This window comes from Streptomyces pinistramenti, from assembly GCF_020564935.1.
In the GTDB taxonomy this organism is placed as follows: Bacteria; Actinomycetota; Actinomycetes; order Streptomycetales; family Streptomycetaceae; genus Streptomyces; species Streptomyces pinistramenti.
Window position 1 is genome coordinate 1 of record NZ_JAJCXB010000042.1, and the last position, 26,150, is coordinate 26,150.

Genomic DNA, 26,150 nt, shown 5'->3' on the forward strand with positions numbered 1-26,150 from the left:
GGCCGCGGAACAGCCGGTGGACGAGCCGGCGGAGGAGCCGGTGGCGGCGCGGGAGGCGTGAGCGGGGCGGGGCTCGCGGTGTGCGGCGGCCTGTCGTCCGCCGGCGTGTGGCATGCGCCGTCCGCGGCGCGGCGCTGCTGGCGCGGTACGGCCGGTTCGATCGTGTCCGCGCCCTGGTGGTGGGCGGCGGCCGGGATTCCGTCGGGGCCGGGGCGTTCGTTCATCGGGAAGTGCCTCGCATTGTCGTGGGGGACGAGCCCGTCGGCCCGGGGGTCATGCGGACCGCCGCCGCGATGGCGTCGGCGAGGCGGTCGAGGATCGCGTCCGCCTGTTCGTCGGTGATGGTCAGGGGTGGCAGCAGCCGGATGACGGCGCCGTGGCGGCCGCCCGGTTCGACGATCAGGCCGCGGTCCAGGCAGGTGCGCTGGACGGCGGCGGCGAGGTCAGGGGCGGCGGGGCGGGCTCCGGTGGCGTCCGGTGCGGCCTCGGGGTCGATCAGTTCGACGCCGATCATGAGTCCGCGGCCGCGGACGTCGCCGATGCAGGGGTGGGCGGCGGCGAGCGTGCCGAGCTGGGCGAGCATCCGCGCGCCGAGGTCGGCGGCGCGCCGGGCGAGGCCGTTCTCGCGGACGTAGGCGAGGGTGGCGCTGCCTGCGGCCATGGCGAGTTGGTTGCCGCGGAAGACGTCGTGGTGCGCGCCGGGCCGGCGGCAGTCCAGTTCCTCGCGGTGGACGATCACCGCGAGCGGCAGGCTGCCGCCGATCGCCTTCGACAGCACGAGGACGTCGGGGACGATGCCGCTGTGTTCGACGGCCCAGAAGGTGCCGGTGCGCCCGACGCCGGTCCGGGCCTCGTCGACGATCAGCGGGATGCCGCGGGCCGCGGTGGTCGCGCGCATCCGCCGCAGCCAGCTGTCCGGCGCGGGGATGACGCCGCCCTCGCCCTGGACCGGTTCGACGATCAGGCCGGCCGGGTGCGGGATGCCGCTCTCCGGGTCGTCGATGAGGTGCTCGGTCCAGCGCGTGGCGAGGCCGGCGCCGCGCTCGCCGGTGCCGGGCGGGCAGCGGTGGGCGTCGGGGTGGGGCAGTCGGGTCACTGCGGTCCGCCGGGATCCGCCGGGTGCCGCGGGCGCTCCGATGGTCGTGCCGTGGCGGGCCCCGGAGAAGGCCAGCAGGCCGTCCCTGCCGGTGGCGGTGCGTACGAGGCAGGCGGCGGCCTCGACGGCGTCCGTGCCGGCCGGTCCGCAGAATTGGATCCGCGCCTTTTCGGCCAACTCACCGGGCAGGGTGGCGAACAGCTCGGTGGTGAAGGCGTCCTTGACCGGGGTGGCCAGGTCGAGGGCGTGCAGCGGAGCCCCGGAGTCCAGGGCCGTGCGGATGGCTTCGAGCACCACGGGGTGGTTGTGCCCGAGGGCGAGGGTGCCGACGCCGGAGAGACAGTCGAGGTAGCGCCGGCCGTCGGCGCCCTCGATCGTCAGCCCGCGGGCGCGCACCGGGACGATCGGCAGGGAGCGCGCGTAGGTGCGGGCGGCGGACTCACGCAGGGCCTGCCGGCGCAGGATCCCTTCATGGACCGGCGGCGGGGCCGTCGGCACGGTTTCGGTCAACGCCACGGCAGTTGTGTCCTCCTGCTGGTGTGCTGCTCGGATGCGCGCGGGCCCTGGGGAGCAGCCCGGGTATCCCCCATACGTACCAACGACGATTCCCTCAGAGGATCACGGTCACCGGCAAGATCCTTGCAGGCCGGAACCAGGGGCCCGAGTTCCGATGTCCCCGCGGTCAACGGCATAGTGGGGTCCTGCGCCAGGATCTTGAGGTGCATGACAAGCACCGAAATCGGCGTAATTCCGCACAAGCTCAGATCGATGTCATCAGGGGGAGTTCACCCATGCGATCCATACGTCGGCCAGTCCTGGCCGCCGCCGCTCTCACCGCCGTCGTGGCGCTCACCGCCACCGGCTGCGGCCCCGAGAGCGACAACGCGGATGCCAAGCCCAGCGAGTCCGCGGCGCAGGACTCCACGGGCGGGACCGAGATCAAGATCCCCAAGGACATCCAGGAGAAGCTGAAGGCGCACGGCGTCGATCTCGACAAGTGGAAGAACGGCGAGTGGAAGAACTGGGACAAGGACAAGTGGCTCCGGGAGGCCGGGGAGTTCATCAACCCGATCATCAAGAACTTCTGGAACCCTGACAAGATCGAGAAGGTCAAGCCGCCGCAGGACCCGAGCAAGCCCGAGGACATCTCCGAGGACCAGGGCAAGACCGACCCCGAGCCCGCCGCGGTCCAGGCGCAGCCGGTCAAGACCCCGTACACCTCCACCGCTCCCGGTGTCGGCCTGCTGCTGTTCAGCACCCCCAAGGGCGAGTCGCGCTGCTCGGCGACGGTCGTCAAGGACCCGGCGCACCCGGGCAAGTCCAACCTCGTGTGGACCGCGGCGCACTGCGTGCACGCCGGTGAGAACGGCGGCTGGTACCGCAACATGATGTTCGTGCCGAACTTCAACCGGAACGGCGCGCCGGCCACCAAGATGAAGACCACCCCGTTCGAGGACCGTGTCCCGTCGGGCAAGTGGTGGGCCGATGACATGGCGACGTCCGACCAGTGGATCAAGGGCGGCGGCGCGGTGCCCGGCGTGCCGATGGCTCCGTACGACTTCGCGCTGATGCACGTGAAGCCGGAGGAGAGCACCGGCGGCAAGTCGCTGGAGGAGGTGGCCGGCGGCGCGTACAAGGTCGACTTCAACGCACCCGCGATGGCCAAGATCCCGAGCCTGACGGCCCAGGGCTACCCGGCCGAGGCGCCGTTCGACGGTGCGGTGCAGGAGCAGTGCACCGACAAGCCGACCCGCCTGTCGATGGAGGCGCAGAAGCCGACCATGTACCGGATCGGCTGCACCATGACCGGCGGTTCTTCGGGCGGCCCCTGGTTCGCCAAGGGTGCCGACGGCCAGCCGGAACTGATCTCCAACATGTCGATGGGCCCGCGCCCGGCCCGCTGGTCGGCCGGCCCGCACCTCGGCCCGGAGGCCAAGACCATGTTCGAGACGATGAGCAAGAAGTGGGCGGCCAAGGGCTGATGACGGCCTGATGCCATGACGCGGCACCGCCGCGGCACGAAGGCCCGCACCCGGGAGACCGGGTGCGGGCCTTGCGTCGTACGGCGCCGTGTGCGCCCCGGCGTTACGCAGCCGGGACGAACGGCTGGAATTCGGCGGCGAGTTCCTGATGGACCCGCGCCTTGAGGACCGTGCCGTCCGCGGTGTGCTCCTCGGAGATGACCTCGCCCTCGGCGTGCGCCCGCGAGACCAGGGCGCCCTGGGTGTAGGGCACCAGCGCCTCGATCTCGACCTCGGGACGCGGCAGTTCCTCGTCCAGCAGCTCCAGCAGCTCCGTGATGCCCTGGCCGGTACGGGCCGAGACCACGAGGGCGTGCTTCTCCTGGCGCAGCAGGCGCTGCAGCACCAGCGGGTCGGCGGCGTCCGCCTTGTTGACGACCACGATCTCGGGCACGTCCGAAGCGCCGACGTCGCGGATCACCTCGCGCACGGCGGCCAGCTGCTCCTCCGGCACCGGATGCGAACCGTCGACGACGTGCAGGATGAGGTCGGAGTCGCCGACCTCCTCCATCGTGGAGCGGAACGCCTCGACGAGGTGGTGCGGCAGGTGCCGGACGAATCCGACGGTGTCGGCGAGGGTGTAGAGCCGCCCGCTGGGCGTCTCGGCCCGCCGGACGGTCGGGTCCAGGGTGGCGAACAGGGAGTTCTCCACCAGCACTCCGGCGCCGGTGAGGCGGTTGAGCAGGGAGGACTTGCCGGCGTTGGTGTAGCCGGCGATGGCGACCGAGGGGACCTTGTTGCGCCGGCGTTCCTGGCGCTTGATGTCGCGGCCGGTCTTCATCTCCGCGATTTCCCGGCGCATCTTCGCCATCTTCTCGCGGATCCGGCGCCGGTCCGTCTCGATCTTGGTCTCACCGGGGCCACGGGTGGCCATGCCACCGCCGCCGCTGCTGGATCCGCCGCCGCCCATCTGACGGGACAGCGACTGGCCCCAGCCGCGCAGCCTGGGCAGCATGTACTGCATCTGCGCCAGGGAGACCTGCGCCTTGCCCTCACGGGACTTGGCGTGCTGGGCGAAGATGTCGAGGATCAGGGCGGTCCTGTCGACCACCTTGACCTTGACGACGTCCTCCAGGTGAATCAGCTGGCCCGGGGACAGCTCGCCGTCGCACACCACGGTGTCGGCGCCGGATTCGAGCACGATGTCGCGCAGCTCCAGAGCCTTGCCCGAGCCGATGTACGTGGCCGGGTCCGGCTTGTCGCGGCGCTGGATGACGCCGTCGAGCACCATGGCGCCCGCCGTCTCGGCGAGTGCGGACAGCTCGGCGAGGGAGTTCTCCGCGTCGTGCACCGTCCCCGAGGTCCAGACGCCGATGAGCACCACGCGCTCCAGGCGGAGCTGGCGGTACTCGACCTCGGTGACGTCCTCCAGCTCGGTGGACAGACCTGCGACGCGGCGCAGCGCGGCGCGCGCCGATCGGTCGTACTGGTCGCCGTCACGCTCCCCGTCGATCTCGTGGCTCCAGGCGACGTCCTCTTCCATCAGGGCGTCGGCCCGAAGGCTCTCGGGGAGGCGCTGTCGGTCCTGCGGAAGGGAAGAAGAGGAGGTCATTTGATCCTTTGTGTCGTCGGTAAGTCCTCGGGGAGGCCGGTCGGCCCCGCTGGGACTGTCGGTGATGTCAACGTCCGGCGCGCGCCGGAGATTCCCGGGCCCCCGGAGTCGACCCGACGATGGTCGCACGGCGGGTGAGAGCCGTCACGCGGGTTTCCCGGCGTTTCCCGGGTGGGCGCGGCGGCCGTCGCTCACTTGGCGCGCAAGGACGTCCACTCCGGGTGGCCGGGCATCGGCGGGGTCTTCCTGCCGTGGAGCCAGGCGTGCAGGAAGCCGGACTGGTCGTGCCCGGAGACCTCCGATGCCAGGGCGACGAAGTCGGCGGTGCTTGCGGTGCCGTCGCGGTGCCGGGCCACCCAGCTGCGCTCCAGGTGGTCGAAGGCGGCCGGGCCGATCTTCTGGCGCAGCGCGTACAGGACCAGGGCGCTGCCGTCGTAGACGACCGGCCGGAAGATGCTGATCTTCTTGCCCGGGACGGGTGGCTTCGGCGCGGCGGGCGGTCCGCCGGCGGCGCGCCAGCCGTCGGACAACTGGTACGCATGATGCATCCGGGTCTCCAGAGAGGCCCGCTTCATGCCGCCCTTCTCCTGGGCGTAGAGCGCCTCGTACCAGGTGGCGTGGGCTTCGTTGAGCCAGAGGTCGGACCAGCGGTGCGGGCTGACACTGTCGCCGAACCACTGGTGGGACAGCTCGTGCACCATCACCGACTCGACGTACCAGGCGGGCCAGTGCCCGGAGGTGAACAGGCCCTTCTCGAAGAGCGACAGGGTCTGCGTCTCCAGCTCGAAGCCGGTCTGCGCGTCGGCGATCAGCACCCCGTACAGCGGGAACGGGTAGCGGCCGACCTTCCGTTCCATCCAGGCGATCTGGGCGGGTGTCTTGGCCAGCCAGGGCGCGAGAGCCTTGCGGTGCGCCGCAGGCACCACGTCGCGGACGGGCAGGCCGTGCGGCCCGCGGCGGATGAGCACGTCGGACGTCCCGATGGAGACCTGCGCCAGCTCGGTCGCCATGGGGTGGGCGGTGCGGTACGTCCAGGTGCGGCGCGGTCCGCGGTCGCGGCGCCCGGCGGGCAGGCCGTTGGCGACGACGGTCAGCTTCCGGGGCGCGGTGATGTGGAACGTGAAGAACGCCTTGTCGGAGGGGTGGTCGTTGCAGGGGAAGACGCGGTGGGCGGCGTCGGCCTGGTTGGCCATCGCCAGCCCGTCGGTGGTCCGGATCCAGCCGCCGTCGCCGGGGCCGCGCGGGTCGCTGGTGTGCCGGACGACGATGCTCACCTCCTGGCCGGGCACGAGGTGGTAGAGGGGGGTGACCACCAGGTCCTCGCCGTGCTGTGCGTGCTGGGCGGGCAGGCCGTCGACAGTGACGGAACGGACGGCTCCGCGGGCGAAGTCGAGGTTGAGGCGGTCCAGTTCGGTGGTGACGCGTGCGGTGATTTCGGTGACGGCGGTCAGCGGCCGGTCGTTGCGGCCCGGGTAGTCGAGCGCGATGTCGTAGGACGTGACGTCGTAGCCGGGGTTGCCGAGCGTGGGGAAGAGCCGGTCGCCGATACCGCGTGCCCCGGGGGCGGCGGGTGCCGCGGCGCCGATCACGGCGGCGGCCGCCAGCGCGAGGGCGAGGGTGCGGCGGGCGGCCCGGGACGGGCGGCGGGCGGGCGGCAGGACACGGGCGGGGCGGTGGGCTTCGCCGGACGCGCGGCGCGAGGAAAGCGGCATGGGCTACCGCTATCAGCGCGGCTCCCCGCCCCGGGGACGGCACGGCAGCACGGCACCCGAACGGGCGGGGGCTGCGGCGTGCGGCCCGTATGCGCGGCCGGATCGCCGGGCGTCCGTTCGGTGACAGGCCACTCCGGAGTCCGCCGCGGTGACGTTTCTCCTGGAGCGGACCGAACGAGTCGCTCCCTACGGGCGGGCGGCGGCGGCCGGGGCGGCGCGGCCCGCCCGCAGGACGTCGAAGACCCCGGGGACCTGGCGCATCGCGCGCATCAGGGAAGGCAGTTCGGCGGCGTCGGGCAGGTGGAGGGTGTACGTGTGGCGGACCCGCTGCTCGTGCGGCGGTTCCACGGCGGCGGAGACCACTGCGGCGCCCTGGACGGCGATGACTTCGGTGAGGTCGGCCAGCAGATGCGGGCGGCTGAACGCCTCGGCGAGCAGGGTGACCCGGCAGCCGTGGCCGGTGTGTCCCGCGACCCGCCAGCTCACGTCGACGGGCTGCCGGCCGGTGGCCGCCATCCGCGCGACCACGGGGCACAGCGCGCGGTGCACGGTGACGTTGCCACCGCGCACCGCGAATCCGGTGACGGAATCGGGCGGCACCGGCGTACAGCAGCCGGCGAGGCGGACGGCGGCACCGGGCAGGTCGGCCACCGCGAGGACGGACGCGGGGCCGCACCCGGAGGAGGGAGCGGCCGGCAGCGGGCCCGTCCGGTCGTCGGGGCCGGGCTGTTCCGTGGGGCCGTGAAGGCCCGTGGGGTCGGTGTGCTCGCCGGCTGCGGCGGCCGGAGGCCTGGTCCGGCCCGTGGTGCCTGCGGCGGCGGGCGGGGGAACGGCGGGGCGGAGACGACCGGCGGACGCCGCGTCCTCCTGGCCGGTGGCGGGCGGCCGCGTCCCCGGTTCCGCTCCGCCGCCTTCGGCCTCCCCCGGGGTCGCTCCCTCACCGGGGCGCTCCGGCCGGTCCGCCAGCCACCGGGAGATGGCGAGCCGGGCCGCGGGGGTGCGGGCGTGTTCCAGCCACTCGGGCGAGGGGCCCGCCGCGGAGTCCGGGGCCATCAGCAGGTGCAGGCTGTCGCCGTCGCGCAGGACCGTGGACAGCGTCGCGAGGCGGCCGTTGACCCGGGCGCCGATGCAGCAGTGCGCCGGTTCGCCGTGCAGCGCGTACGCGGCGTCCACGCAACTCGCCCCGGCGGGCAGCCCGATGGCGCCGCCGGCCCCCGGGAGCGGGTCGCCGGTGCAGAAGACCGTGATCTCCCGGTCCTGGGCGAGGTCGTCGCGCAGCGAGGTCCAGAAGGTGTCGGGGTCGGGGGTGGCGCTCTGCCACTCCAGCAGCCGGGAGAGCCACCCGGGGCGGGTCGGGTCGGCGCGTTCGCCCTCGGGGGTTTCGGGGCCGTCGGTGGGGGTGTACGGGTTGCCCAGGGCGATCACGCCGGCCTCGGCGACGCGGTGCATCTGGTGGGTGCGGATCAGTGTCTCGGCGATCTCGCCCGTCTCGCCGGCCACCGCGGTGTGCAGCGACTGGTAGAGGTTGAACTTGGGGGCCGCGATGAAGTCCTTGAATTCGGAGATCACGGGAGTGAGGCAGGTGTGCAGTTCGCCCAGTACGGCGTAGCAGTCGGCGTCCTCGGTGACCAGGACGAGCAGCCGTCCGAGGTCCGCGCCGGTCAGCTCGCCACGGCTCCCCCGGACGCGGTGCACGGAGACGAAGTGCCGTGGCCGCACGAGCACTTCGGCGTCGATGCCGGCCTCGGCGAGGGTGCCGCGCACCCGGGCGGCGAGGGCGGCGAGCGGATCGGGCCGGGTTGCGTACTCCGCGACCAGGCGCCGGGTGGCGGCGTACTCCTCGGGGTGCAGGATCGCGAAGACCAGGTCCTCCAGCTCGGTCTTGAGTGCCTGGACGCCGAGGCGTTCGGCGAGCGGGATCAGCACCTCACGGGTGACCTTGGCGATCCTGGCCTGCTTCTCGGGGCGCATCACCCCGAGGGTGCGCATGTTGTGCAGCCGGTCGGCGAGCTTGATGGACATCACGCGGACGTCGTTGCCGGTGGCGACCAGCATCTTGCGGAAGGTCTCCGGCTCGGCCGCCGCGCCGTAGTCGACCTTCTCCAGTTTGGTCACACCGTCGACGAGATAGCAGACCTCGTCGCCGAACGCCGCGCGGACCTGATCGAGCGTCACTTCGGTGTCCTCGACGGTGTCGTGGAGCAGCGAAGCGGTCAACGTCGTGGTTTCGGCGCCCAGTTCGGCAAGGATGAGGGTGACGGCGAGCGGGTGCGTGATGTACGGCTCGCCGCTCTTGCGCATCTGGCCGCGGTGCGAGGACTCGGCGAGGACGTACGCCTTGCTGAGGATGTCGAGGTCGGCGTCCGGATGGTGGCCGCGGTGCACCTTGGCGACGTGTTCCAGGGCGTCGGGCAGGCCGTCGCGCGGGGCCGGTCCCAGCAGCGCCGCACGGCCGATCCTGCGCAGTCCGTGCAGCTCAAGCCGCGCGCGGCCGCGCTTACGGCTCGCCGCTCCAGGGTTACCAGGGTTAGTGGCCTCTGCGCTCATGGGCACCTCCGGCGGCGTCGACCGGCGGTGGCACGCCGCCAGTTGGGCGGCCGGGCCGGTGCTTGATGCTACCGAGCCCACCACGCGGTGCCGTCCACCTCTCCCCCAGCGTGAAACGGATCACCCGTTCGAGCGATTTCCGCGGACGCCCCCGTATCTCCTCGGGGACGGCCGCCACGGTGTGCGTCAGGCGAGCGCGGAGTCGAGCCAGGCCGGGTCGAAGGTGCCCTCGGCGACGATCACGGCCGGTCCTGTCATCTCGACGGTGCCGTCCGGCAGTTCGGTGATCGACAGGCTGCCGCCGAGCACGTCGACGGTGTACGTGACGGGCAGGCCGGTACGTGCGGGGTCGACGCCGTCCCTGCGGGCGGTGGCGACGGCGACCGCGCAGGCGCCCGTGCCGCAGGAGCGGGTCTCGCCGGAGCCGCGCTCGTGCACCCGCATCGCCACATGGCGCGGACCGCGGTCGACGACGAACTCGATGTTGACGCCGCCGGGATAAACCGCTGCTGGGCTGAACGGCGGCACCTCGTACAGGTCGCCCGCGTGGCCGAGGTCCTCGACGAAGGCGACGGCGTGCGGGTTGCCCATGTTGACGTTGCGGGCCGGCCAGCTGCGGCCGCCGAGCGTGACCACGACGCCCGCGTCGGGAAGTTCGGCGCGGCCCATGGCGACCGTGACGTCCCCGGTCTTGCCGAGGTGGACCCGGCGGACACCGGCGCGGGTGGCGAAGGCGAGGTCGCCCGCCTCGGCCAGGCCGGCGTGCAGGAGGTAGCGGGCGAAGACGCGGACGCCGTTGCCGCACATCTCGGCGATCGAGCCGTCGCCGTTGCGGTAGTCCATGAACCACTCGGCCTCGTCGGCCATCGCGCGCGCCTCGGGGTGCGCGGCGGACCGTACGACCCGGAGCATGCCGTCGCCGCCGATGCCGGCCCGCCGGTCGCAGATCCGGGCGACGGCGTCCGGGGTCATCTCCAGGAGGCCGTCCGGGTCGGGAACGATCACGAAGTCGTTCTCGGTGCCGTGGCCCTTGAGGAAGTCGATACGCGCTGCGGTGCTCACCCTGGAATCGTACGGGGCCTGCGGGGCGGGTGGCGTGGGCGGTCCTCCGGTGGCGGTGCCCTACGGGTCAGCGCAGCCGGGCGACGCGCCAGATGGCGAGGGCCGCCAGGACCCCCACCACGGCGGTGTAGACGAGCACCACGCGCCAGTCCGCACGGCGCCCCGAGCCGCGGGCGGGCAGTCCTGGCCAGGTCTGGCCGACGCGGCGGGCGGCCATCATGCCTCCGCCGGCGGCGCAGCAGCACAGCAGCAGGCCGAGCATCGCGATCACCGCGCCGCCGTCACCGCCGAACTCGAAGGCGAGCGGGAAGGCGAACATCAGCGAGCCGAGGGTGCCGAGCGCCACGACCGGCGCGAGCTGCCACAGGCGCAGCCGCCGGGGCGGACGCAGCTCGCGGAAGGACTCGCCGCCCTCGGGCGCCGGCCGGTCCGCGTCGGGGCTGTCCGAGTCGTCCAGGGCGGCGGTGCCCGGTGCGTCCAGAATGGTGGGGTCGCCGAGCGCCGGGGGGCGGCCGACGGGGGCCGGATGCCCGTCTGTGGGGTCCGTGCGGTGCGACGCCGCGGGGTCGTCGTACGCCGCCGTGCCGGTGCCTTCCCGGTCCGGTTGCTGCGCTCTGTTACGAGGGCCGGCCTCCATTGCCACGCGCCCTCCCTGCCGCAGACTGCACGCTCGATCGAAGGTCGATGATGACACGCGCGCAGGGGCCCGGATGACGGCCGGAGCGTCCCGATGCCATGACGTGATCAGGCTGTGACCGGTCGTTCGAGCAACGCCAGCGCGCGGCGGGGAAGTTCCTCCCTGTCGTCGGCCGCGCCGCTGAGCCAGTGGACCCGGGGGTCACGCCGGAACCAGGAGTCCTGGCGCCGGGCGAACCGTTTGGTGGCGCGCACGGTCTCCTCGCGGGCCTCCTGTTCGGTGCACTCCCCCGCCAGCTGCGCGAGCACCTGCTGGTAGCCAAGCGCCCGGGACGCGGTCCGGCCCTCGCGCAGTCCGGCGGCCTCCAGGGCGCGCACCTCGTCGACGAGGCCGGCCTCCCACATCCGGTCCACCCTGCGGGCGATCCGGTCGGCGAGTTCGGGCCGGTCGACGCCGACGCCGATCTGCACGGTGTCGTAGACGGCTTCGTGGCCGGGGAGGTTCGCGGTGAAGGGGCGGCCGGTGATCTCGATGACCTCCAGGGCGCGCACGATGCGGCGGCCGTTGCCGGGCAGGATCGCGGCGGCGGCCTCGGGGTCAGCGGCGGCGAGCCTGGCGTGCAGCGCGCCGCTGCCCCGCTCGGCCAGTTCGTCCTCCAGGCGGGCGCGGACGGCCGGGTCGGTGCCGGGGAATTCGAGGGTGTCGATGGCACCGCGCACGTAGAGGCCGGAGCCGCCCACGAGGACGGGGGTGCGGCCATCGGCGAGCAGCCGGTCGATCTCGGCGCGGGCCAGCCGCTGGTACTCGGCGACGTTGGCGGCCCGGGTGACGTCCCAGACGTCCAGGAGACGGTGCGGTACACCCTGCTGCTCCTGAGGAGTCAGCTTGGCCGTGCCGATGTCCATGCCGCGGTAGAGCTGCATGGAGTCGGCGTTGATCACCTCGCCGCCCAACTGCCGGGCGAGTGCGACGCCCAGATCGGACTTTCCGGCCGCGGTGGGGCCGACGACGGCGATGACCCGCGGAGCGGGAACTGCGGTGTTCACGGCGCCAGTCTCGCAAACATCGGGCACCGACCCCGAATGAGCGACGTGACGGGGCACCTACGGAGGTCGTTGCCTGTTGCGGGATCCCGGGCATCGGCGTGCGGCCGGCGCCCCGTGGGCGGCGCAAGGGCACGCCCCGGGCGGCGCGGGAAATCCGCCACATCGGTAGGGGTTGGAGCAGATATGGGTGTTTTTTCGCGGTTCTCCTGGTTCGGTCGGCGTCCGTCCGGATCCTCACCGGAGGAAGCGGCCGCACCGGCCGTGACCGCCACGGAGGAAACCGGTGACGACACCGGGGCCGCGGGGGACACCGAGGGCCAGGAAAGCGCCGCGGGCCAGGAAAGCACCACGGATTCCGGGCGCAGCGAGGAGACCGCGTCCGAGGCGGCCGAGGAGCCTGCGAAGGCGCCGGAGCCGGCGGCCGCGGTAGGCGGGAGCGAAGAAGCCGGGGCAGGAGAGGGCGAGCCCGGAAAGGACGGAACCGGAGCGGGCGCGACCGGGAAGGAAGAGGCCGCCGAGGCCGGATCCGCGGAAGCCGGGTCCGCCGAGGAAGGGGCCGAGGGCACCGGGATTCCCCGGCAGCAGTCCGCCGCTGCGGCGGCCGACCGGGAGGCCGGTGACGGCGCCCGTAAGTAGGCGGCGACGGGCGGCGGCGCCCACGGGGCCTGCACCGCCCGTCACGCCCGCCGGCAGCCCCGCAAGGGCCGCGCCGCTGAGTCCGCCACGGACGGCCCGGCACCACGCGCCCGGCCCGGGAGCCCCCGCACCACGCGAACGGCCGCGAGCACCCCGCTCGCGGCCGTTCCCGCTGCTGTGCCCGTGCCGGCGGCCGGTGGGCCTAGGACCACGCCGCGACGAAGTACCCCACCCCGTACGGCGCCTGGTCGTACAGCAGCTCGCCGCGGAGCGGGGTGCCTGCTTGGGCGGCGCCCGCGAGGACCTGCCAGCAGGCCCGGCCCGACGCCTTGAGTCCGGCGGCCAGCTCTTCGTCCAGCGCGGTCAGCGCGTCGGTGTCGGCGGCGCCCAGGGCACGGGCCACCTCGGCGTCGAAGGGCTCGGCCCGTTCGTCGAAGTAGCCGGGCGCCTTCACCGTGCGGCAGGCGCTGCCGTCGCCCATCACGAGCAGCGCCACGCGGGCCGATGAGACGGCGATCTCGCGGCCGACCGGCAGGCAGCGGTCCCGGGACAGCGGCTCCCCCACCCCCAGCCCCTCGACGGGTGCGTCGGCCCAGTCCGTACGGGAGAGCAGCCAGGCGCCGACGGCGAGCGAGGGCGGCAGCGGGCGTTCCGGGGTTCGTTCCGCCGCGCCCAGGCGCACCTCGGCCGGCACGCCGAAATCGCGGAAGGAGCCGGTGGCGCCCTGCGGGTACGGGCCGCGTCCTGCCTGTTCCGCGGGACCGATGACGACCAGCCGGTCGGGCCGGGCGGCGGCGAGCACGCCGACCGCGTCGAAGCAGGCGGCGCGCAGGCTGTCCAGCTCGGCGGCGGCGCCGGAGGCGACCTCGGGGACGAGCAGGGGCGGGCACGGGCACAGGGCAGCGGCTACGAGCATGCCACGCAGCGTAACTCCCGCCCCGATCACGCCGGTCCGCCGCTCCGCCTCGCGGGGCGGAGCGGCCCGGGTGGGGTCAGCTGCAGCCGCAGCCCGGTGCGGCTGCCGGTGCGGGCGCCGGGGCTCCGACCGTCGGGAGGCCCAGCATCACGCCCGTGGACTGCGGCGCGGGGGCGGCGTTGCGCTTCTCCCAGGCGTCGCCCGCGCGGGTGCGGCGTACGGAGGTGGTGGGGCCCTCGGCAAGGAGGTGGTGCGGGGCGGCGTAGGTGATGTCCACGGTCACCATGTCGCCGGGGCGTACCGGCTCATCGGGGCGGGTGAAGTGGACGAGGCGGTTGTCGGGCGCGCGGCCGGACAGGCGGCGGGTCGCGTCGTCCTTGCGCCCCTCGCCCTCCGCGACCAGGACCTCCAGGGTGCGTCCGACCTGCTTCTTGTTCTCCTCCCAGGAGATCTCCTCCTGGAGGGCCACCAGGCGTTCGTAGCGCTCCTGGACGACGGCCTTGGGGATCTGGTCGTCCATGTCGGCCGCCGGGGTTCCGGGGCGCTTGGAGTACTGGAAGGTGAACGCCTGGGCGAAGCGGGACTCGCGGACCGTGTGCAGGGTCTGCTCGAAGTCCTCGTCGCTCTCGCCGGGGAAGCCGACGATGATGTCGGTCGACAGGGCGGCGTCCGGCATCGCGGCGCGCACCTTCCCGATGATGCCGAGGTAGCGCTCCTGGCGGTAGGAGCGGCGCATGGCCTTGAGGACCCGGTCGGAGCCGGACTGGAGCGGCATGTGCAGCTGCGGCATGACGTTGGGAGTCTCGGCCATGGCGGCGATGACGTCGTCGGTGAAGTCGCGGGGGTGCGGGGAGGTGAAGCGGACCCGCTCCAGGCCCTCGATCTTTCCGCAGGCGCGCAGCAGCTTGCTGAACGCCTCGCGGTCGCCGATGTCGGAGCCGTAGGCGTTGACGTTCTGGCCGAGCAGGGTGATCTCGCTGACGCCCTCGGCGACCAGTGCCTCGACCTCGGCGAGGATGTCGCCGGGCCGCCGGTCCTTCTCCTTGCCGCGCAGCGCGGGGACGATGCAGAAGGTGCAGGTGTTGTTGCAGCCGACGGAGATGGAGACCCAGGCCGCGTAGGCGCTCTCGCGGCGGGTGGGGAGGGTCGAGGGGAAGGCTTCGAGGGATTCGGCGATCTCGACCTGCGCCTCTTCCTGGACGCGGGCGCGCTCCAGGAGGACCGGCAGCTTCCCGATGTTGTGCGTCCCGAAGACCACGTCGACCCAGGGGGCCTTCTTGACGATGGTGTCGCGGTCCTTCTGGGCGAGGCAGCCGCCGACGGCGATCTGCATGCCGGGCCGTCCGGCCTTCTTCGGGGCGAGCTGGCCGAGGTTGCCGTAGAGCCGGTTGTCGGCGTTCTCCCGCACCGCGCAGGTGTTGAAGACGACGACATCGGCGCCGTCGGCGTCCTTGGGCGCGGGAACGTATCCGGCGTCCTCCAGGAGGCCCGACAGCCGCTCGGAGTCGTGGACGTTCATCTGGCACCCGTAGGTGCGGATCTCGTAACTTCGCTGAACGCCCACGCCATGGCTCCGGTCACTGCTGCTGGTCATCCCTCAAGGGTAAGGGGGCGCGGGGAGCGCACTTTCCCGGGCGGCCGGGACAGGGGTCAGCCCCGCAGCGTCAGCGGCAGCTGGGCGCCGTTCAGGTAGTGGTCGCCGATGTCGCGGAACCTGCGGGGAGAGGCTTCCCGTGCCGTCAGGACGCGGGCGTTGCGCCAGAACCTGTCGAGACCGGGGTCGTCGGCGAAAGGGGCCGCGCCTTCGGTGAGTTCCAGGAGGCGGGTGGTGATGTGCAGGGCGGAGCGGTGGGTGACGGCTTCGGCGGCGGCGACGAGGACGGCGATCTCGGCGCGCTCCTCGACACCGAGCCCCTGCCCCGCGAGCAGGCCGCCGGCCAGGGCCCGGGTCGCGGGTTCGGCGACGGAGGCGGCGGCGTGTGCGGCGGTGACCAGCTCCCCGTAGTGGAGCAGGAGGTAGGGATCGCCGCCCGGCCCGGTCTCGCAGACGCTGCCGTCCGGCTCGACGGCGGCCCAGACGGGCGGGGCGCCGCGGCGGATGACGTCGCGCGCCTCGGCCAGCGCGCCTTCCGCGATGCCCAGGCCGACGTGGACGAGAGCGAGCCGCAGCGCCAGGGGGGCGAGCGTGGCACGGGGCGGTACGTCGTGCTCGTCACGCGGCACGGTGGCCACCACGTCGTGCGGGGGGACGGGGACGCCGTCGAAGCGGACGGTGCCGGCGCCGGTGAGCCGCTGCCCCAGCCGGTCGTGGGCCGGGTCGACCGTCGCGCGGGGGTGGTACGGATCCACGGCCACGATGACCGATTCGCCGGTGCGGGCGTCCGGTGCGCCGATGAGCAGCCGGTCGGCGACGGTGACACCAGCGGCGAAGGACTTCTGTCCGTCGAGGACGTAGCCGTCGCCGGCCGGGGTGAGCGTCAGGCCGACGTCCGCTTCCGGTGTGCGGTCGGCGTCCGGCAGGCTCACGTCCCCGGCCCACAGCCAGCGTCCGTCGAGTGCCCGGCGTTCCACGCCCCGGGCACTTTCCGGGGTGCCGAAGAGGCGGGCGCTCCAGGACAGGACGTAGTGGCGGGCGAGCAGTTCACCGATGGAGCCGTCGGCGGCGGCGATCTCGCGGAGGGCCGCGCAGGCCGTCCGCCAGTCGGCTCCGGTGCCGGTGGCGGGCGGGGTCAGCAGGGCCGGCAGGCCGGCCTCGCGCAGCCGTCCGGCCTCGTCGTGGGGAGGCTTGCCCGCCCGGTCGCGGGCGAGTGCGTCGACGGCGAGATCGTCGGCGACCTCGTGGATGACGCGGGCCCAGGTCCCGTCGTCCGCTGGGGTGTTGGGGCGGGGCGCTGCGGGGGCGAGCTCTTGCGGCGTGGCGCCGGTCACCGTCCCTGCGGGGGTGGCCGGGGCGTGACGCGCGGCCTTGGCACGGCTCGTGCGGGGCACGTGCGCCTCCTCCCGGATGCGTTTCCCAGTTTCCCCACTGAATTAGTAGGGAATCAGAGAATGCGGTGCCGAATCCCGTCAGAGCAAGAGGAGTTCAAGGGTTGGACAGCACCGTCTTGCCATCCGGACGCGTTACGGGTTCGTCCACGCCTCGGGGGCCTCGGCCAGTTCGGACACCTCGCCGGGCAGCTCGGACGCGGCGACGTCGGCGAGTGAGACGCCTTCCAGAATCTGACGCACGTTGGCCCGCAGCGCGATCCACAGCGGCAGCAACGACCGCGCAGGCCCTGAGTACGCCAACTCCGGCGGGCGGACGCCGCGTACCGACACCAGAGGGCCCTCCATGACCCGGATGACGTCCGCGATGCTGATGTCCTGCGCGTCCTTGGCCAGCCGGTAACCACCGCTGCCACCACGCCTGCTGACGACGAGGCCCCCGCGGCGCATGTCGTTGAGGATGCCCTCCAGGAATTTGTGCGGGATGTCCTGGGCATCGGCGATGGCCTCGGCCTTCAGCGGACCCGTCTCCCCGGCCGCCGCGAGCTGCAGCGCGGCCCGCACCGCATAGTCCGCCCTGGCTGAGATCCGCATACCGGCATTATCGCGCAGCGGCCAGGCCGGGCCGCCCGCCGGGCCCGCCCGCCGCAGCGCCCGCCCACGCGGCTCGCGCGGAAGTCTTCCGGGGCCCCGCAGGTGCTGGCAGTATCCGCTCATGGTCACCGCACTCGCCCGCCCCGCCGGCCGCCGCACGCTCCGCGTCGCGGCCGCCGTCCTGGTCGTGCTCGGACTGCTCCTGTGGTGGCTGCTGTCCCCGGGCTCCGCACCGTCGCGCGGCGGGCAGGTGACGCTGGCGACCGGCGTGCCGACCGGCGTGTACGCACGCTACGGGGAGCTGCTCCAGCAGGATCTGGCGCACGACATGCCGGACCTCGACCTGCGGCTGACGCGCAGCGAGGGCTCGGTCGACAACCTGCGCCAACTGGCCTCCGGGAGAGCCGCGTTCACCATCGCGACCGCCGACGCGGTCTCCGATTACCAGGCCCGTGGAGAGAAGGGCGCGGGCTCGCTGCGGGCCTGCGCGCGGCTGTACGACGACTACATGCAGCTGGTGGTGCCCAAGACGTCGCGGCTGCGCTCGGCGACGGAACTGGGCGGGCTGCGGGTGGGGGTGGGCGCCGACGGTTCGGGGGTCCAGCTGATCACCCGGCGGCTCATGAAGGCCGCGGGCCTGGACTTCGACACGGACATCGAGCCGGTGCGGGTCGGCATCGACCGGATGCCCGAGCTGCTGCGGACGGGAAAGCTGGACGCCTTCTTCTGGTCCGGCGGGCTGCCCACCGCCGCCGTGCAGCATCTGGAGGACCGCTTCCCGGTGCGGCTGGTCCAGCTCGGCGACCTGCTCGGCGCGCTGCACCGGCAGGGCCCTCCGACCCGTTACTACCGGGCCGCGGTGATGCCGGCCGACGCCTATCCGCGGGCCCAGGACGGGCAGACGGTGAAGACGATCGCAGTGGCGAATCTGCTGGTGACGACGGACCGGGAGGGCGCAGCCCGCACGGAGGGCATCACCCGGACCGTCATCAACAGCCGGGACGCGATCGGGCGGCAGGTGCACGCCGCCCAGCGGGTGGACCTGCGGACGGCGGTGTTCACCGATCCGCTGCCGCTCCACGAGGGGGCCCGGCGCTACTACGTGTCGGCGAAACCCTGAGTGCGGACAGCAGGCGGACCGCCGGTGAGACCGGCGGCCCGCCCCGGGTGCGCGTCAGGCCCGGGGAGCCCTGGTGGGACGGCGGGCCGGCCTGCTGCGGCGCGGGCGCCGGCGCCCGCCGCCCGCACTGCCGCCGCCACCGGGGCGCGAGCCCGCGGACGGGGCCGCAGCGGGCGCGGTGATCACGACGGGTTCGCCGGTCGGTGTCCTGGCGCCGGTGATCCGTATCAGGTCGGCGTCCCCCGGGCGGACCTTGGCGGTGTCCGGGGTGATCTTCGCCTGGCGCATCAGCCGGGTCATGTCGCGGCGCTGGCCCGGCGTGACGAGGGTGACGACGGTGCCGGACTCGCCCGCGCGGGCGGTGCGGCCACCGCGGTGCAGGTAGTCCTTGGCCTCGGTCGGCGGGTCCACGTTCACGACGAGGTCGAGGCCGTCGATGTGGATGCCACGGGCCGCGACGTTGGTGGCGATCAGCGCGGACGCCTGGCCGGTGCGGAACTGCTCCAGGGTGCGGGTGCGCTGCGGCTGGGACTTGCCGCCGTGCAGCGCCGCGGCGCGCACGCCCTGGGCGAGCAGGTGCTTGGGGAGCCGGTCGGCGCCGCGCTTGGTGTCCACGAACATGATCACGCGGCCTTCGCGGGCGGCGATCTCGGTGGTGGTGGCGCGCTTGTCGGTGTCGTCGACGTACAGGACGTGGTGGTCCATGGTCGTGACGGTGGCGGCCGACGGGTCCACGGAGTGGGTGACCGGGTCGGTCAGGAAGCGGCGCACCAGCTTGTCGACGTTGCGGTCGAGGGTCGCCGAGAACAGCATCCGCTGCCCGTTCGGGTCGACCTTCTCCATCAGGCGGGTGACCTGCGGCAGGAAGCCCATGTCGGTCATCTGGTCGGCCTCGTCGAGGACCGTGACGGTGACCTTGTCGAGGGCACAGGCCCGGCGGTCGAGGAGGTCGGCGAGCCGGCCGGGGGTGGCGACCAGGACTTCGGTGCCGCGGCGCAGCGCGTCGACCTGGCGGTTGATCGAGGTGCCGCCGACGACGGTGGCGATCCGCAGGCCCAGTTCCTTGGCGTAGGGCGTGAGCGCCTCGGCGACCTGTCCCGCGAGTTCGCGGGTGGGAACGAGGACGAGGGCGAGCGGGCGCTTGCTCTCGGCCCGACGGCCCGCCGTGCGGCTGAGCATCGCGAGGCCGAAGGCGAGGGTCTTGCCCGATCCGGTGCGGCCGCGGCCGAGCACGTCACGGCCGGCGAGCGTCGCGGGGAGGGTGGCCGCCTGGATGGGGAACGGCTCGGTGACACCCTGCGCACGCAGCGCGGTGAGGAGGGCCGGGGCCAGCGGAAGCTCGTCGAAGGAGCTGACTGGCGCGGGGGGCGGCGTCCGGGGGGACGTGCTGGGTGCGGCGCTCTGTCGCGGTGCGGTCGCTCGTGTCACTGAAGACCCTTCTGGGGAGGTGAGGCGTGGTCGTGCCGGCCGCGCACTCACCCGTGTGACAGCGCTCGGGGACCGAGGTGTACGGGGGGACGCGGTACTGCTCGCAGGCGAGTGTCCTGCGCATACGGGACGGGGCCCGCACCGGGCTGGCCGGTGCGGGCCCCGTCCGCGAGACACGTGGGTGTCAGGCGGGGCTGATGTTCTCCGCCTGCGGGCCCTTGGGGCCCTGGGTCACGTCGAACGAGACCTTCTGGCCCTCCTGGAGCTCACGGAAGCCCTGGGAGTTGATGTTCGAGTAGTGGGCGAAGACGTCGGGGCCGCCGCCGTCCTGCTCGATGAAGCCGAAGCCCTTTTCCGAGTTGAACCACTTCACGGTGCCGGAAGCCATAATTTTCTCCTTCATGGGGCAAACCGGAGGCCGCACTTCGCGGACTCCACGTCGCCGAGATGATTGCCCCACACCGGATAAAGGTCCGGAAAACAATGAACGCCCGGGGCTTCCAGCCTCCGGGCGCACACAAAGTTCATGGGTACCACAACTGCAACGGCATTCACACTAGCACAGGTCTCCGGCGCGCCCCAGGGAACGTGGCCACCGCCACAGGGCGTCTCACGGGGCGTGCCGCGGCACGGTGACGGTGACCCGCAGGCCCTGCGGCTCGTGCGGGGCGTAGTCGATGCCGGCGCCGCCGGCCGCGAGCAGGGCCCGGGTGATGGACAGGCCGAGACCGGAGCCCGAGACGTTCTGATGGCGGCCGCTGCGCCAGAACCGGTCGCCGATGCGGGCGAGTTCGTCCTCGGTGAGCCCCGGGCCGCCGTCCGCGACGGTGATCCGCACGCCGTCCCCGTCCGGCGCGACACGCACCGTGACCGGGCCGCCGGGCGGGGTGAATTTCAGGGCGTTGTCGACGACGGCGTCCAGGGCACTGGAGAGCGCGACCGGGTCGGCCCATCCGGTGACGGCGCTGTGCCCCTCGTACGTCAGGTGCACCTCCTTGTCGTCGGCCAGCGGGCGCCAGGAGTCGACCCGTTCGGCGGCCAGTGCGGCGACGTCGGTGAGCTGGAGGTCGGCCGCCGTGTGCTCGGCGAGCGCGAGGCCGAGCAGGTCGTCCAGGACCCGGGCCAGCCGCTTGCCCTCGGTGCGGACCGAGGCGATCTCCTCGTTCCCCTCGGGGAGTTCGAGCGCCAGCAGCTCGATGCGCAGCAACAGCGCGGAGAGCGGGTTGCGCAGCTGGTGGGAGGCGTCGGCGACGAAGGCGCGCTGCTGTTCCAGAACCTCTTCGACGTGGTCGGCCATTTCGTTGAACGAGCGGGCCAGGCGCCGCAGTTCGGGCGGTCCCGCGGTGGCGGCGACGCGGGATTTCATCCGGCCGGTGGCGATGTCGTGGCTGGCCGCGTCCAGCACCCGTACCGGGCGCAGTACCCAGCCGGTGAGCCGGAACGCGGCGGCGACGGCGGCGAGCATGGCCGCGCATTCGCCCGCGGCGATCAGCAGCCAGCCGCGCAGGGTGTGGGCGCGCATCTGCCCGGTGGGCGAGTCGGTGAAGACCACCGCCACCACGTCGCCGTCGCGCACGACGGGTGAGGCGACCGGGATGCGGCCGTCGTCGTCCCAGGGCCAGACCTGGCCGGGGTCGTGGCTGCGGTGACCGGCCAGCGCCTCCTTGAACGCCTGGTCGCCCTCGCCCTCGTGCGGTATCCGCCAGCCGCCGGGGGCCGCGGCCATCGGCGAGCGGTCACGGTAGAAGACGCCGGCCCGTATGCCGTACAGGTCGTGGTAGCGGGCCAGTTCGCTGCCGAGGGTGGCCCGCCTCTCGTCCTCGTCGATGCCGCCCGCGGTGCCGTCCGCGTCGGGGCGTGCGGTGACGAACTGGGCGAGGGACGCGAACCGTGCGGCGTCGTCGATGCGGTCGACGACCACCTTCTGCTGTTCCACCCCTGCGGTGATCACCCCGAGCGGGATGCCGAGCGCGAGCAGCACCCCGGCGAGCAGGACGATCAGCAGCGGGAGGAGTCGGGTGCGCATGGAGGGGCGCGGCCGTCAGCGGTTCGGCAATGCGGGCGGCCGGGTGGCGGGCGCTGCGCCGGAGCCGGGGACCACCAGGCGGTAGCCGACCCCTCTGACCGTCTCTATCAGCGCGGGCATCCGCAGCTTGGCGCGCAGCGAGGCGATGTGCACCTCAAGGGTCCTGCCGGTCCCCTCCCAACTGGTGCGCCACACCTCGCTGATGATCTGCTCCCGCCGGAAGACCACACCGGGGCGCTGGGCGAGCAGCGCCAGCAGGTCGAACTCCTTGCGGGTCAGCGGCACCGCGACCCCTGCCACAGACACCTGGCGGGTGGGCAGTTCGACGGTGACCGTGCCCAGCCGCAGCGGGTCGGCGGGGCCGCTCTCCTCGGGGTGCGGCTCGGCGCCGGCGACCGGGGTGCGCCGGCTCACGGCATGGATGCGGGCGAGCAGTTCGCCGGTGTCGTAGGGCTTGACGACGTAGTCGTCGGCGCCGAGGTGGAGGCCGTGTATGCGGGAGCGCACGTCGGAGCGTGCGGTGACCATGATGACGGGGGTGGCGCAGATCCTGCGGATCCGGCCGCAGACCTCGAATCCGTCCTGGTCGGGCAGGCCGAGATCGAGCAGCACCACGGCGAACGGCTCGGCGGCGTCGGGGAGCAGGGCCTGCAGGGCCTCCTCCCCGTTGCGGGCGTGGACGACGGTGAAGCCGTGCCTGGCCAGCACCGCGGACAGGGCCGCTGCGACATGGTCGTCGTCCTCGACGAGCAGCAGTCTCATCGGCCTCCCTCTCGATAGCGTGCACGGGCCACAGGGCATCTACCGCGATGGAGGGTGCGCGCGTCAAGGGGCGGTCACCTCACGGACGCCATCCGTTACGCAGCCGGTACGCCCGCGCCCGCAGGGCCCCTCGCCCGGCGTCCGGCCGGCTCGCGGTATCGGGCCCAGCGCGGCCGGATTGTTACGCTCCGCGGCCGGATCGTTATCCTCAAGTTCCCCTCAGATGTAATGACGCTGGTCGCAGGCCGTCCTAGGGTCCTCCCCAACCGAGGAGGACGGAGCTACCCGCCGATGAGCGAAGTATCGGTGACCAAGAACGCCCAGGGCCCCGCACCGGCCGGGGACCAGCTGGTCGTGCTGGACAACGTGAACAAGCACTTCGGCGCCTTGCACGTGCTCCAGGACATCGACCTGACGATCCACCGCGGCGAGGTCGTCGTGGTGATCGGGCCTTCGGGCTCCGGCAAGTCGACTCTGTGCCGCACGATCAACCGCCTGGAGACGATCGACACCGGCAGCATCAGCATCGACGGCAAGCCGTTGCCGCAGGAGGGACGGGAGTTGGCGCGGCTGCGCGCCGACGTGGGGATGGTTTTCCAGTCCTTCAACCTCTTCGCGCACAAGACGGTGCTGGAGAACGTCATGCTGGGCCAGACCAAGGTCCGCAAGGCCGACAAGACGGCCGCCGCGGAGAAGGCCCGCACCCTGCTGGACCGGGTGGGGGTGGGCACCCAGGCGGACAAGTACCCCGCGCAGCTGTCCGGTGGCCAGCAGCAGCGGGTGGCCATCGCCCGTGCGCTGGCGATGGACCCGAAGGTGATGCTGTTCGACGAGCCGACGTCGGCGCTGGACCCGGAGATGATCAACGAGGTGCTTGAGGTCATGCAGCAGCTCGCCCGGGACGGCATGACGATGGTCGTCGTCACGCACGAGATGGGCTTCGCCCGCTCCGCCGCGAACCGGGTCGTCTTCATGGCGGACGGCCGCATCGTCGAAGAGGCCGAGCCCAACCAGTTCTTCAACAACCCGCGCAGCGACCGCGCGAAGGACTTCCTGTCGAAGATCCTGCATCACTGAGAACCGGTCCGGTCCCCCTGATCGCCCACACCTGTGGAACCAAAGGATGTTCACCATGAGGATGCTCAAGACGGCTGCGGCGGGTGCGGTGGTGCTCGCGCTGGCGGCGACCGCGACCGCATGCGGCGGCGAGTCGGGTACGGCGGGCGACAAGCCGGCCGGCGGCGAGGTCTACAGCGGCGACTACAAGGTCGCGTCGGGGGTCACCGTCGACTCCCCGGTGCTGAAGAAGGCCCAGGCGGCGAAGAAGATCGTCATCGGCGTCAAGGCCGACCAGCCGTTCCTGGGCTTCAAGGACACGGCGGGCACGTACTCCGGCTTCGACATCGAGATCGCCAAGATGGTCGCCGCCGACCTCGGATTCTCCGAGAAGCAGATCAAGTTCGACACGATCGACTCCAACGTGCGCGAGACGACCATCTCCAAGGGCCAGGTCGACTTCTACGTCGGTACCTACACGATCAACGACGAGCGCAAGAAGCAGGTCGGCTTCGCGGGCCCGTACTACACGGCGGGCGCCGACCTCCTGGTGCGCAGGGAGGACAAGTCCATCACCGGGCCGAACTCCCTCAAGGGCAAGAAGGTCTGCTCGATCGTCGGCTCCACGCCGCTCCAGGAGATCAAGAAGCCGAAGTACGGCGCCGACACCGTCCAGCTGTCGAAGTACTCGGACTGCGTCAAGTCCCTGCTCGACGGCCAGGTCGACGCCCTCACCACCGACGACGCGATCCTCAAGGGCTACGCCGCCCAGCGGCACGACAAGCTCCGGGTCGTCGAGAAGCCCTTCACCAAGGAGCCGTACGGCGTCGGCATGAAGAAGGACGACAAGGCGCTGCGCGACGCGATCAGCACAGCACTTGAGCACCACATCAAGAACGGCGACTACGAGAAGGCGTACAACGGCACGCTCGGCAAGTCGGGTTCGCCTTTCACCAAGGACACCGCCCCGGACCTGCCGCTTCCGCGGTACTGAGGCGCCCGCGCACTCCACAGGCCGCGCCGCCCCGTACGCCCGCCGGGTCGGGTGTGCGGGGCGTGCTGTCTTCCGGCCCGTGCGCCCCGGTTCCCCCCGCATTCCCGCCCCTTCCCGCCGCCGACCCGACCGCTACGCGGAGACCCCATGAACGTACTCCTCGATCATCTTCCCGAGTTCCGTGACGGGTTCCTCGGAACCCTGGCGATCACTGCGGCCAGCGCGGTGCTCGCACTGGTGCTCGGCGTCCTCATAGCCGGCTTCCGGGTCTCCCCGGTTCCGCCGCTGCGCGCCTTCGGGACGGCCTGGGTCACGGTGTTGCGCAACACCCCGCTGACGCTGCTCTTCCTGGTCGCCTTCTTCGTGGTGCCGCAGATCCTGTTCCCCGGCACCAGCCCGTTCGTGCTGGCCACGCTGGCGCTCGGCTTCTACACCTCGTCGTTCGTCTGCGAAGCGGTGCGCTCCGGCATCTCGACGGTGCCGGTGGGGCAGGCGGAGGCCGCCCGCAGCATCGGCATGACGTTCGCCCAGACCCTGCGGCTGATCATCCTGCCGCAGGCCACCCGCACCGTGCTGCCGCCGCTGAGCAGCATCTTCATCGCGCTGACGAAGAACTCCGCAATCGCCGGTGCCTTCAGCGTCGCCGAGCTGTTCAGCGTCTCCAAGCTGCTCAGCGACCAGGGCTTCGCCATCGCCTGGATCTTCCTGTGGATCGCCCTGGCCTACCTCGTCATCACCTTCGCCATCAGCGGTGCCTTCCGATTCCTCGAACACCGGATGGGAGTGGCCCGGTGAGCGCGGACAGCAGGCGGATCAGTACGACGTGGGTGCCGCGCGCAGGCGGGGCGGAACGAAACGAGGTATCGGCATGAGCGGCGCCGGCGTTCTCTACGACGCACCGGGCCCGAAGACGAAGGTGCGCAACCGCATCTACACCGTCATCGGTTCGGTCGCGGTGGTGGCCCTGATCGCGTTCATCCTGCAACGGCTGTACGCCAAGGGGCAGTTCAGGCCCGAGGTCTGGAACATCTTCAACAACGCCGGAGTGCGGACCAACATCCGCGACGGTGTGCTCACCACGCTGGAGGTCTTCGCGGTCGCCGCGGTGCTCTCCCTGGCGTTCGGCGTGCTGCTGGCCGTGGCCCGGCTGTCCGACCACAAGCCGGTGCGCTGGCTGGCGACCGGATTCATCGAACTGTTCCGCGCCATCCCGCTGCTGATCACCATCTACGTCCTGTGGGTGATCCTGCTCGCCAACCGTGACGCGCTCGGCCTGTCCGGCAACAGCCCGCAGTTCTGGGCGCTGGTCGTCGGCCTGACCGTCTACAACGGATCGGTGCAGGCCGAGGTGTTGCGGGCCGGCATCAACGCGGTGCCCAAGGGCCAGCGCGAGGCCGCCTACGCACTGGGGATGCGCAAGACGCAGGTCATGGCGACGGTACTGATCCCGCAGGCGGTGCGGGCGATGCTGCCGACGATCATCAGCCAGCTCGTGGTGACGCTGAAGGACACCTCGCTCGGCTACATCATCACGTTCGAGGAACTCCTCTTCACCGCACGCCAGATGAGCACCAACATCATCGTCAACGGCTCGGACACCTACGTGCCGGTCATCATCGTCACCGGCACGATCTACGTCGCGATGTGCCTGGCCCTGTCCGGCCTCGCGACCTGGATCGAGCGGCGCGGCCGGCGCGCCGGAACCGGCATCGGCGTGGCCGGGGCCGGCGAGCCGGTCACCGCGACCGACGCCCTGGACGTGCCGGGCGCCTCCGCTCGGTAAGCGGTACGGCACCCGGGCGGACGGCCCGGCCGTCAGGAACGGCGGCATTCAGGTGTGTACGGAGGCGGCGGTGCGGGTAGCCCCGCCTCCGTCACTTGACGCGGGCGGCCGCAGTGGGTTGCATACGCTGTGTGATCACGCACCGGGCTCCAACTGCCAGTTCCCGCACCGACACGT

General features: G+C 72.4%; 22 protein-coding genes. 7 read left to right on the plus strand and 15 right to left on the minus strand.

All coding sequences use genetic code 11. The features are described from left to right. Positions 1 to 220: 220 nt before the first annotated feature. Complete coding sequence (locus LIU39_RS24640) at positions 221 to 1,612, minus strand: diaminobutyrate--2-oxoglutarate transaminase family protein (protein WP_227049062.1); 1,392 nt, start codon at positions 1,610 to 1,612, stop codon at positions 221 to 223. Positions 1,613 to 1,887: 275 nt separating this feature from the next. Here LIU39_RS24640 and LIU39_RS24645 point away from each other — a divergent pair, with 275 nt between their 5' ends. Continuing rightward, positions 1,888 to 3,078 carry a trypsin-like serine peptidase gene (locus tag LIU39_RS24645; RefSeq protein ID WP_227049063.1) on the plus strand — a complete coding sequence of 397 codons (1,191 nt, stop codon included), beginning with the start codon at positions 1,888 to 1,890 and terminating at the stop codon, positions 3,076 to 3,078. 103 nt (positions 3,079 to 3,181) lie between these two features. Here the strand turns inward: LIU39_RS24645 and hflX are convergent, their stop codons facing one another. The 6 genes from hflX to miaA all read right to left on the minus strand — a co-directional run bounded on the left by hflX (position 3,182) and on the right by miaA (position 11,673). Further along, positions 3,182 to 4,669, minus strand: coding sequence for a GTPase HflX (gene hflX, locus LIU39_RS24650; protein WP_227049064.1), 1,488 nt, complete (start codon positions 4,667 to 4,669; stop codon positions 3,182 to 3,184). Positions 4,670 to 4,860: 191 nt separating this feature from the next. Next, positions 4,861 to 6,381, minus strand: coding sequence for a M1 family metallopeptidase (locus LIU39_RS24655; RefSeq protein ID WP_227049065.1), 1,521 nt, complete (start codon positions 6,379 to 6,381; stop codon positions 4,861 to 4,863). 186 nt (positions 6,382 to 6,567) lie between these two features. Further along, positions 6,568 to 8,928 carry a RelA/SpoT family protein gene (locus LIU39_RS24660; RefSeq protein ID WP_227049066.1) on the minus strand — a complete coding sequence of 787 codons (2,361 nt, stop codon included), beginning with the start codon at positions 8,926 to 8,928 and terminating at the stop codon, positions 6,568 to 6,570. Positions 8,929 to 9,114: 186 nt separating this feature from the next. Then, entirely contained in the window at positions 9,115 to 9,990 is an 876-nt protein-coding gene (dapF, locus tag LIU39_RS24665; protein ID WP_227049067.1) for a diaminopimelate epimerase, read from the minus strand. A gap of 67 nt (positions 9,991 to 10,057) precedes the next feature. Continuing rightward, positions 10,058 to 10,627 (minus strand): hypothetical protein, encoded by a 570-nt coding sequence (locus tag LIU39_RS24670; RefSeq protein ID WP_227049109.1) that lies wholly within the window; start codon positions 10,625 to 10,627, stop codon positions 10,058 to 10,060. 107 nt (positions 10,628 to 10,734) lie between these two features. Beyond that, positions 10,735 to 11,673, minus strand: coding sequence for a tRNA (adenosine(37)-N6)-dimethylallyltransferase MiaA (gene miaA, locus LIU39_RS24675; RefSeq protein WP_227049068.1), 939 nt, complete (start codon positions 11,671 to 11,673; stop codon positions 10,735 to 10,737). Positions 11,674 to 11,934: 261 nt separating this feature from the next. Between miaA and LIU39_RS24680 the strand changes: the two genes are divergently transcribed. Continuing rightward, positions 11,935 to 12,309 (plus strand): hypothetical protein, encoded by a 375-nt coding sequence (locus LIU39_RS24680; protein WP_227049069.1) that lies wholly within the window; start codon positions 11,935 to 11,937, stop codon positions 12,307 to 12,309. A gap of 202 nt (positions 12,310 to 12,511) precedes the next feature. Here the strand turns inward: LIU39_RS24680 and LIU39_RS24685 are convergent, their stop codons facing one another. The 4 genes from LIU39_RS24685 to LIU39_RS24700 form a co-directional block, all read right to left on the minus strand. Beyond that, positions 12,512 to 13,225 (minus strand): class III extradiol dioxygenase subunit B-like domain-containing protein, encoded by a 714-nt coding sequence (locus tag LIU39_RS24685; protein ID WP_227049070.1) that lies wholly within the window; start codon positions 13,223 to 13,225, stop codon positions 12,512 to 12,514. Between the two features lie 76 nt (positions 13,226 to 13,301). Next, entirely contained in the window at positions 13,302 to 14,819 is a 1,518-nt protein-coding gene (miaB, locus tag LIU39_RS24690; RefSeq protein WP_227049071.1) for a tRNA (N6-isopentenyl adenosine(37)-C2)-methylthiotransferase MiaB, read from the minus strand. A gap of 56 nt (positions 14,820 to 14,875) precedes the next feature. After that, complete coding sequence (locus tag LIU39_RS24695; protein ID WP_227049072.1) at positions 14,876 to 16,213, minus strand: acyl-CoA dehydrogenase family protein; 1,338 nt, start codon at positions 16,211 to 16,213, stop codon at positions 14,876 to 14,878. Positions 16,214 to 16,345: 132 nt separating this feature from the next. After that, complete coding sequence (locus LIU39_RS24700) at positions 16,346 to 16,804, minus strand: RrF2 family transcriptional regulator (protein ID WP_227049073.1); 459 nt, start codon at positions 16,802 to 16,804, stop codon at positions 16,346 to 16,348. A gap of 121 nt (positions 16,805 to 16,925) precedes the next feature. On the opposite strand from LIU39_RS24700, the gene LIU39_RS24705 reads away from it, so the two are divergent. Further along, a complete protein-coding gene (locus tag LIU39_RS24705; protein ID WP_227049074.1) occupies positions 16,926 to 17,924 on the plus strand; it encodes a TAXI family TRAP transporter solute-binding subunit in 999 nt (332 codons plus the stop codon). Positions 17,925 to 17,978: 54 nt separating this feature from the next. On the opposite strand, the gene LIU39_RS24710 is transcribed toward LIU39_RS24705, so the two are convergent. The 4 genes from LIU39_RS24710 to LIU39_RS24725 all read right to left on the minus strand — a co-directional run bounded on the left by LIU39_RS24710 (position 17,979) and on the right by LIU39_RS24725 (position 22,140). Then, positions 17,979 to 19,529 (minus strand): DEAD/DEAH box helicase, encoded by a 1,551-nt coding sequence (locus LIU39_RS24710; protein ID WP_372464031.1) that lies wholly within the window; start codon positions 19,527 to 19,529, stop codon positions 17,979 to 17,981. A 7-nt stretch (positions 19,530 to 19,536) separates the two neighbouring features. Next, positions 19,537 to 19,740, minus strand: a complete 204-nt coding sequence (locus LIU39_RS24715) for a cold-shock protein (RefSeq protein ID WP_227049076.1) — start codon at positions 19,738 to 19,740, stop codon at positions 19,537 to 19,539. A 222-nt stretch (positions 19,741 to 19,962) separates the two neighbouring features. Next, positions 19,963 to 21,378: a HAMP domain-containing sensor histidine kinase gene (locus tag LIU39_RS24720; RefSeq protein ID WP_227049077.1), complete on the minus strand. Its 1,416-nt coding sequence runs from the start codon at positions 21,376 to 21,378 to the stop codon at positions 19,963 to 19,965. Positions 21,379 to 21,393: 15 nt separating this feature from the next. Then, positions 21,394 to 22,140 (minus strand): response regulator transcription factor, encoded by a 747-nt coding sequence (locus LIU39_RS24725; protein ID WP_227049078.1) that lies wholly within the window; start codon positions 22,138 to 22,140, stop codon positions 21,394 to 21,396. Between the two features lie 291 nt (positions 22,141 to 22,431). Here LIU39_RS24725 and LIU39_RS24730 point away from each other — a divergent pair, with 291 nt between their 5' ends. The 4 genes from LIU39_RS24730 to LIU39_RS24745 all read left to right on the plus strand — a co-directional run bounded on the left by LIU39_RS24730 (position 22,432) and on the right by LIU39_RS24745 (position 25,973). Then, the gene (locus LIU39_RS24730; protein ID WP_308409415.1) at positions 22,432 to 23,217 is read left to right on the plus strand and encodes an amino acid ABC transporter ATP-binding protein; all 786 of its coding nucleotides are present in this window, start codon (positions 22,432 to 22,434) and stop codon (positions 23,215 to 23,217) included. A 55-nt stretch (positions 23,218 to 23,272) separates the two neighbouring features. Next, the gene (locus LIU39_RS24735) at positions 23,273 to 24,190 is read left to right on the plus strand and encodes a glutamate ABC transporter substrate-binding protein (RefSeq protein WP_227049079.1); all 918 of its coding nucleotides are present in this window, start codon (positions 23,273 to 23,275) and stop codon (positions 24,188 to 24,190) included. 147 nt (positions 24,191 to 24,337) lie between these two features. After that, complete coding sequence (locus LIU39_RS24740; RefSeq protein WP_227049080.1) at positions 24,338 to 24,985, plus strand: amino acid ABC transporter permease; 648 nt, start codon at positions 24,338 to 24,340, stop codon at positions 24,983 to 24,985. A gap of 73 nt (positions 24,986 to 25,058) precedes the next feature. Beyond that, positions 25,059 to 25,973: an amino acid ABC transporter permease gene (locus tag LIU39_RS24745; RefSeq protein WP_227049081.1), complete on the plus strand. Its 915-nt coding sequence runs from the start codon at positions 25,059 to 25,061 to the stop codon at positions 25,971 to 25,973. Positions 25,974 to 26,150 lie beyond the last annotated feature (177 nt).

Bases quoted from the DNA above. Each gene is read 5' to 3' on its own strand.
- LIU39_RS24645 (WP_227049063.1), top strand. From the start codon at position 1,888: ATGCGATCCATACGTCGGCCAGTCCTGGCCGCCGCCGCTCTCACCGCC.
- LIU39_RS24740 (WP_227049080.1), top strand. From the start codon at position 24,338: ATGAACGTACTCCTCGATCATCTTCCCGAGTTCCGTGACGGGTTCCTC.
- LIU39_RS24735 (WP_227049079.1), top strand. From the start codon at position 23,273: ATGAGGATGCTCAAGACGGCTGCGGCGGGTGCGGTGGTGCTCGCGCTG.
- LIU39_RS24655 (WP_227049065.1), bottom strand. From the start codon at position 6,381: ATGCCGCTTTCCTCGCGCCGCGCGTCCGGCGAAGCCCACCGCCCCGCC.
- LIU39_RS24745 (WP_227049081.1), top strand. From the start codon at position 25,059: ATGAGCGGCGCCGGCGTTCTCTACGACGCACCGGGCCCGAAGACGAAG.
- hflX (WP_227049064.1), bottom strand. From the start codon at position 4,669: ATGACCTCCTCTTCTTCCCTTCCGCAGGACCGACAGCGCCTCCCCGAG.
- LIU39_RS24670 (WP_227049109.1), bottom strand. From the start codon at position 10,627: ATGGAGGCCGGCCCTCGTAACAGAGCGCAGCAACCGGACCGGGAAGGC.
- miaB (WP_227049071.1), bottom strand. From the start codon at position 14,819: ATGACCAGCAGCAGTGACCGGAGCCATGGCGTGGGCGTTCAGCGAAGT.
- LIU39_RS24730 (WP_308409415.1), top strand. From the start codon at position 22,432: ATGAGCGAAGTATCGGTGACCAAGAACGCCCAGGGCCCCGCACCGGCC.
- LIU39_RS24660 (WP_227049066.1), bottom strand. From the start codon at position 8,928: ATGAGCGCAGAGGCCACTAACCCTGGTAACCCTGGAGCGGCGAGCCGT.
- LIU39_RS24715 (WP_227049076.1), bottom strand. From the start codon at position 19,740: ATGGCTTCCGGCACCGTGAAGTGGTTCAACTCGGAAAAGGGCTTCGGC.
- LIU39_RS24700 (WP_227049073.1), bottom strand. From the start codon at position 16,804: ATGCGGATCTCAGCCAGGGCGGACTATGCGGTGCGGGCCGCGCTGCAG.
- LIU39_RS24685 (WP_227049070.1), bottom strand. From the start codon at position 13,225: ATGCTCGTAGCCGCTGCCCTGTGCCCGTGCCCGCCCCTGCTCGTCCCC.
- LIU39_RS24725 (WP_227049078.1), bottom strand. From the start codon at position 22,140: ATGAGACTGCTGCTCGTCGAGGACGACGACCATGTCGCAGCGGCCCTG.
- LIU39_RS24705 (WP_227049074.1), top strand. From the start codon at position 16,926: ATGGTCACCGCACTCGCCCGCCCCGCCGGCCGCCGCACGCTCCGCGTC.
- LIU39_RS24720 (WP_227049077.1), bottom strand. From the start codon at position 21,378: ATGCGCACCCGACTCCTCCCGCTGCTGATCGTCCTGCTCGCCGGGGTG.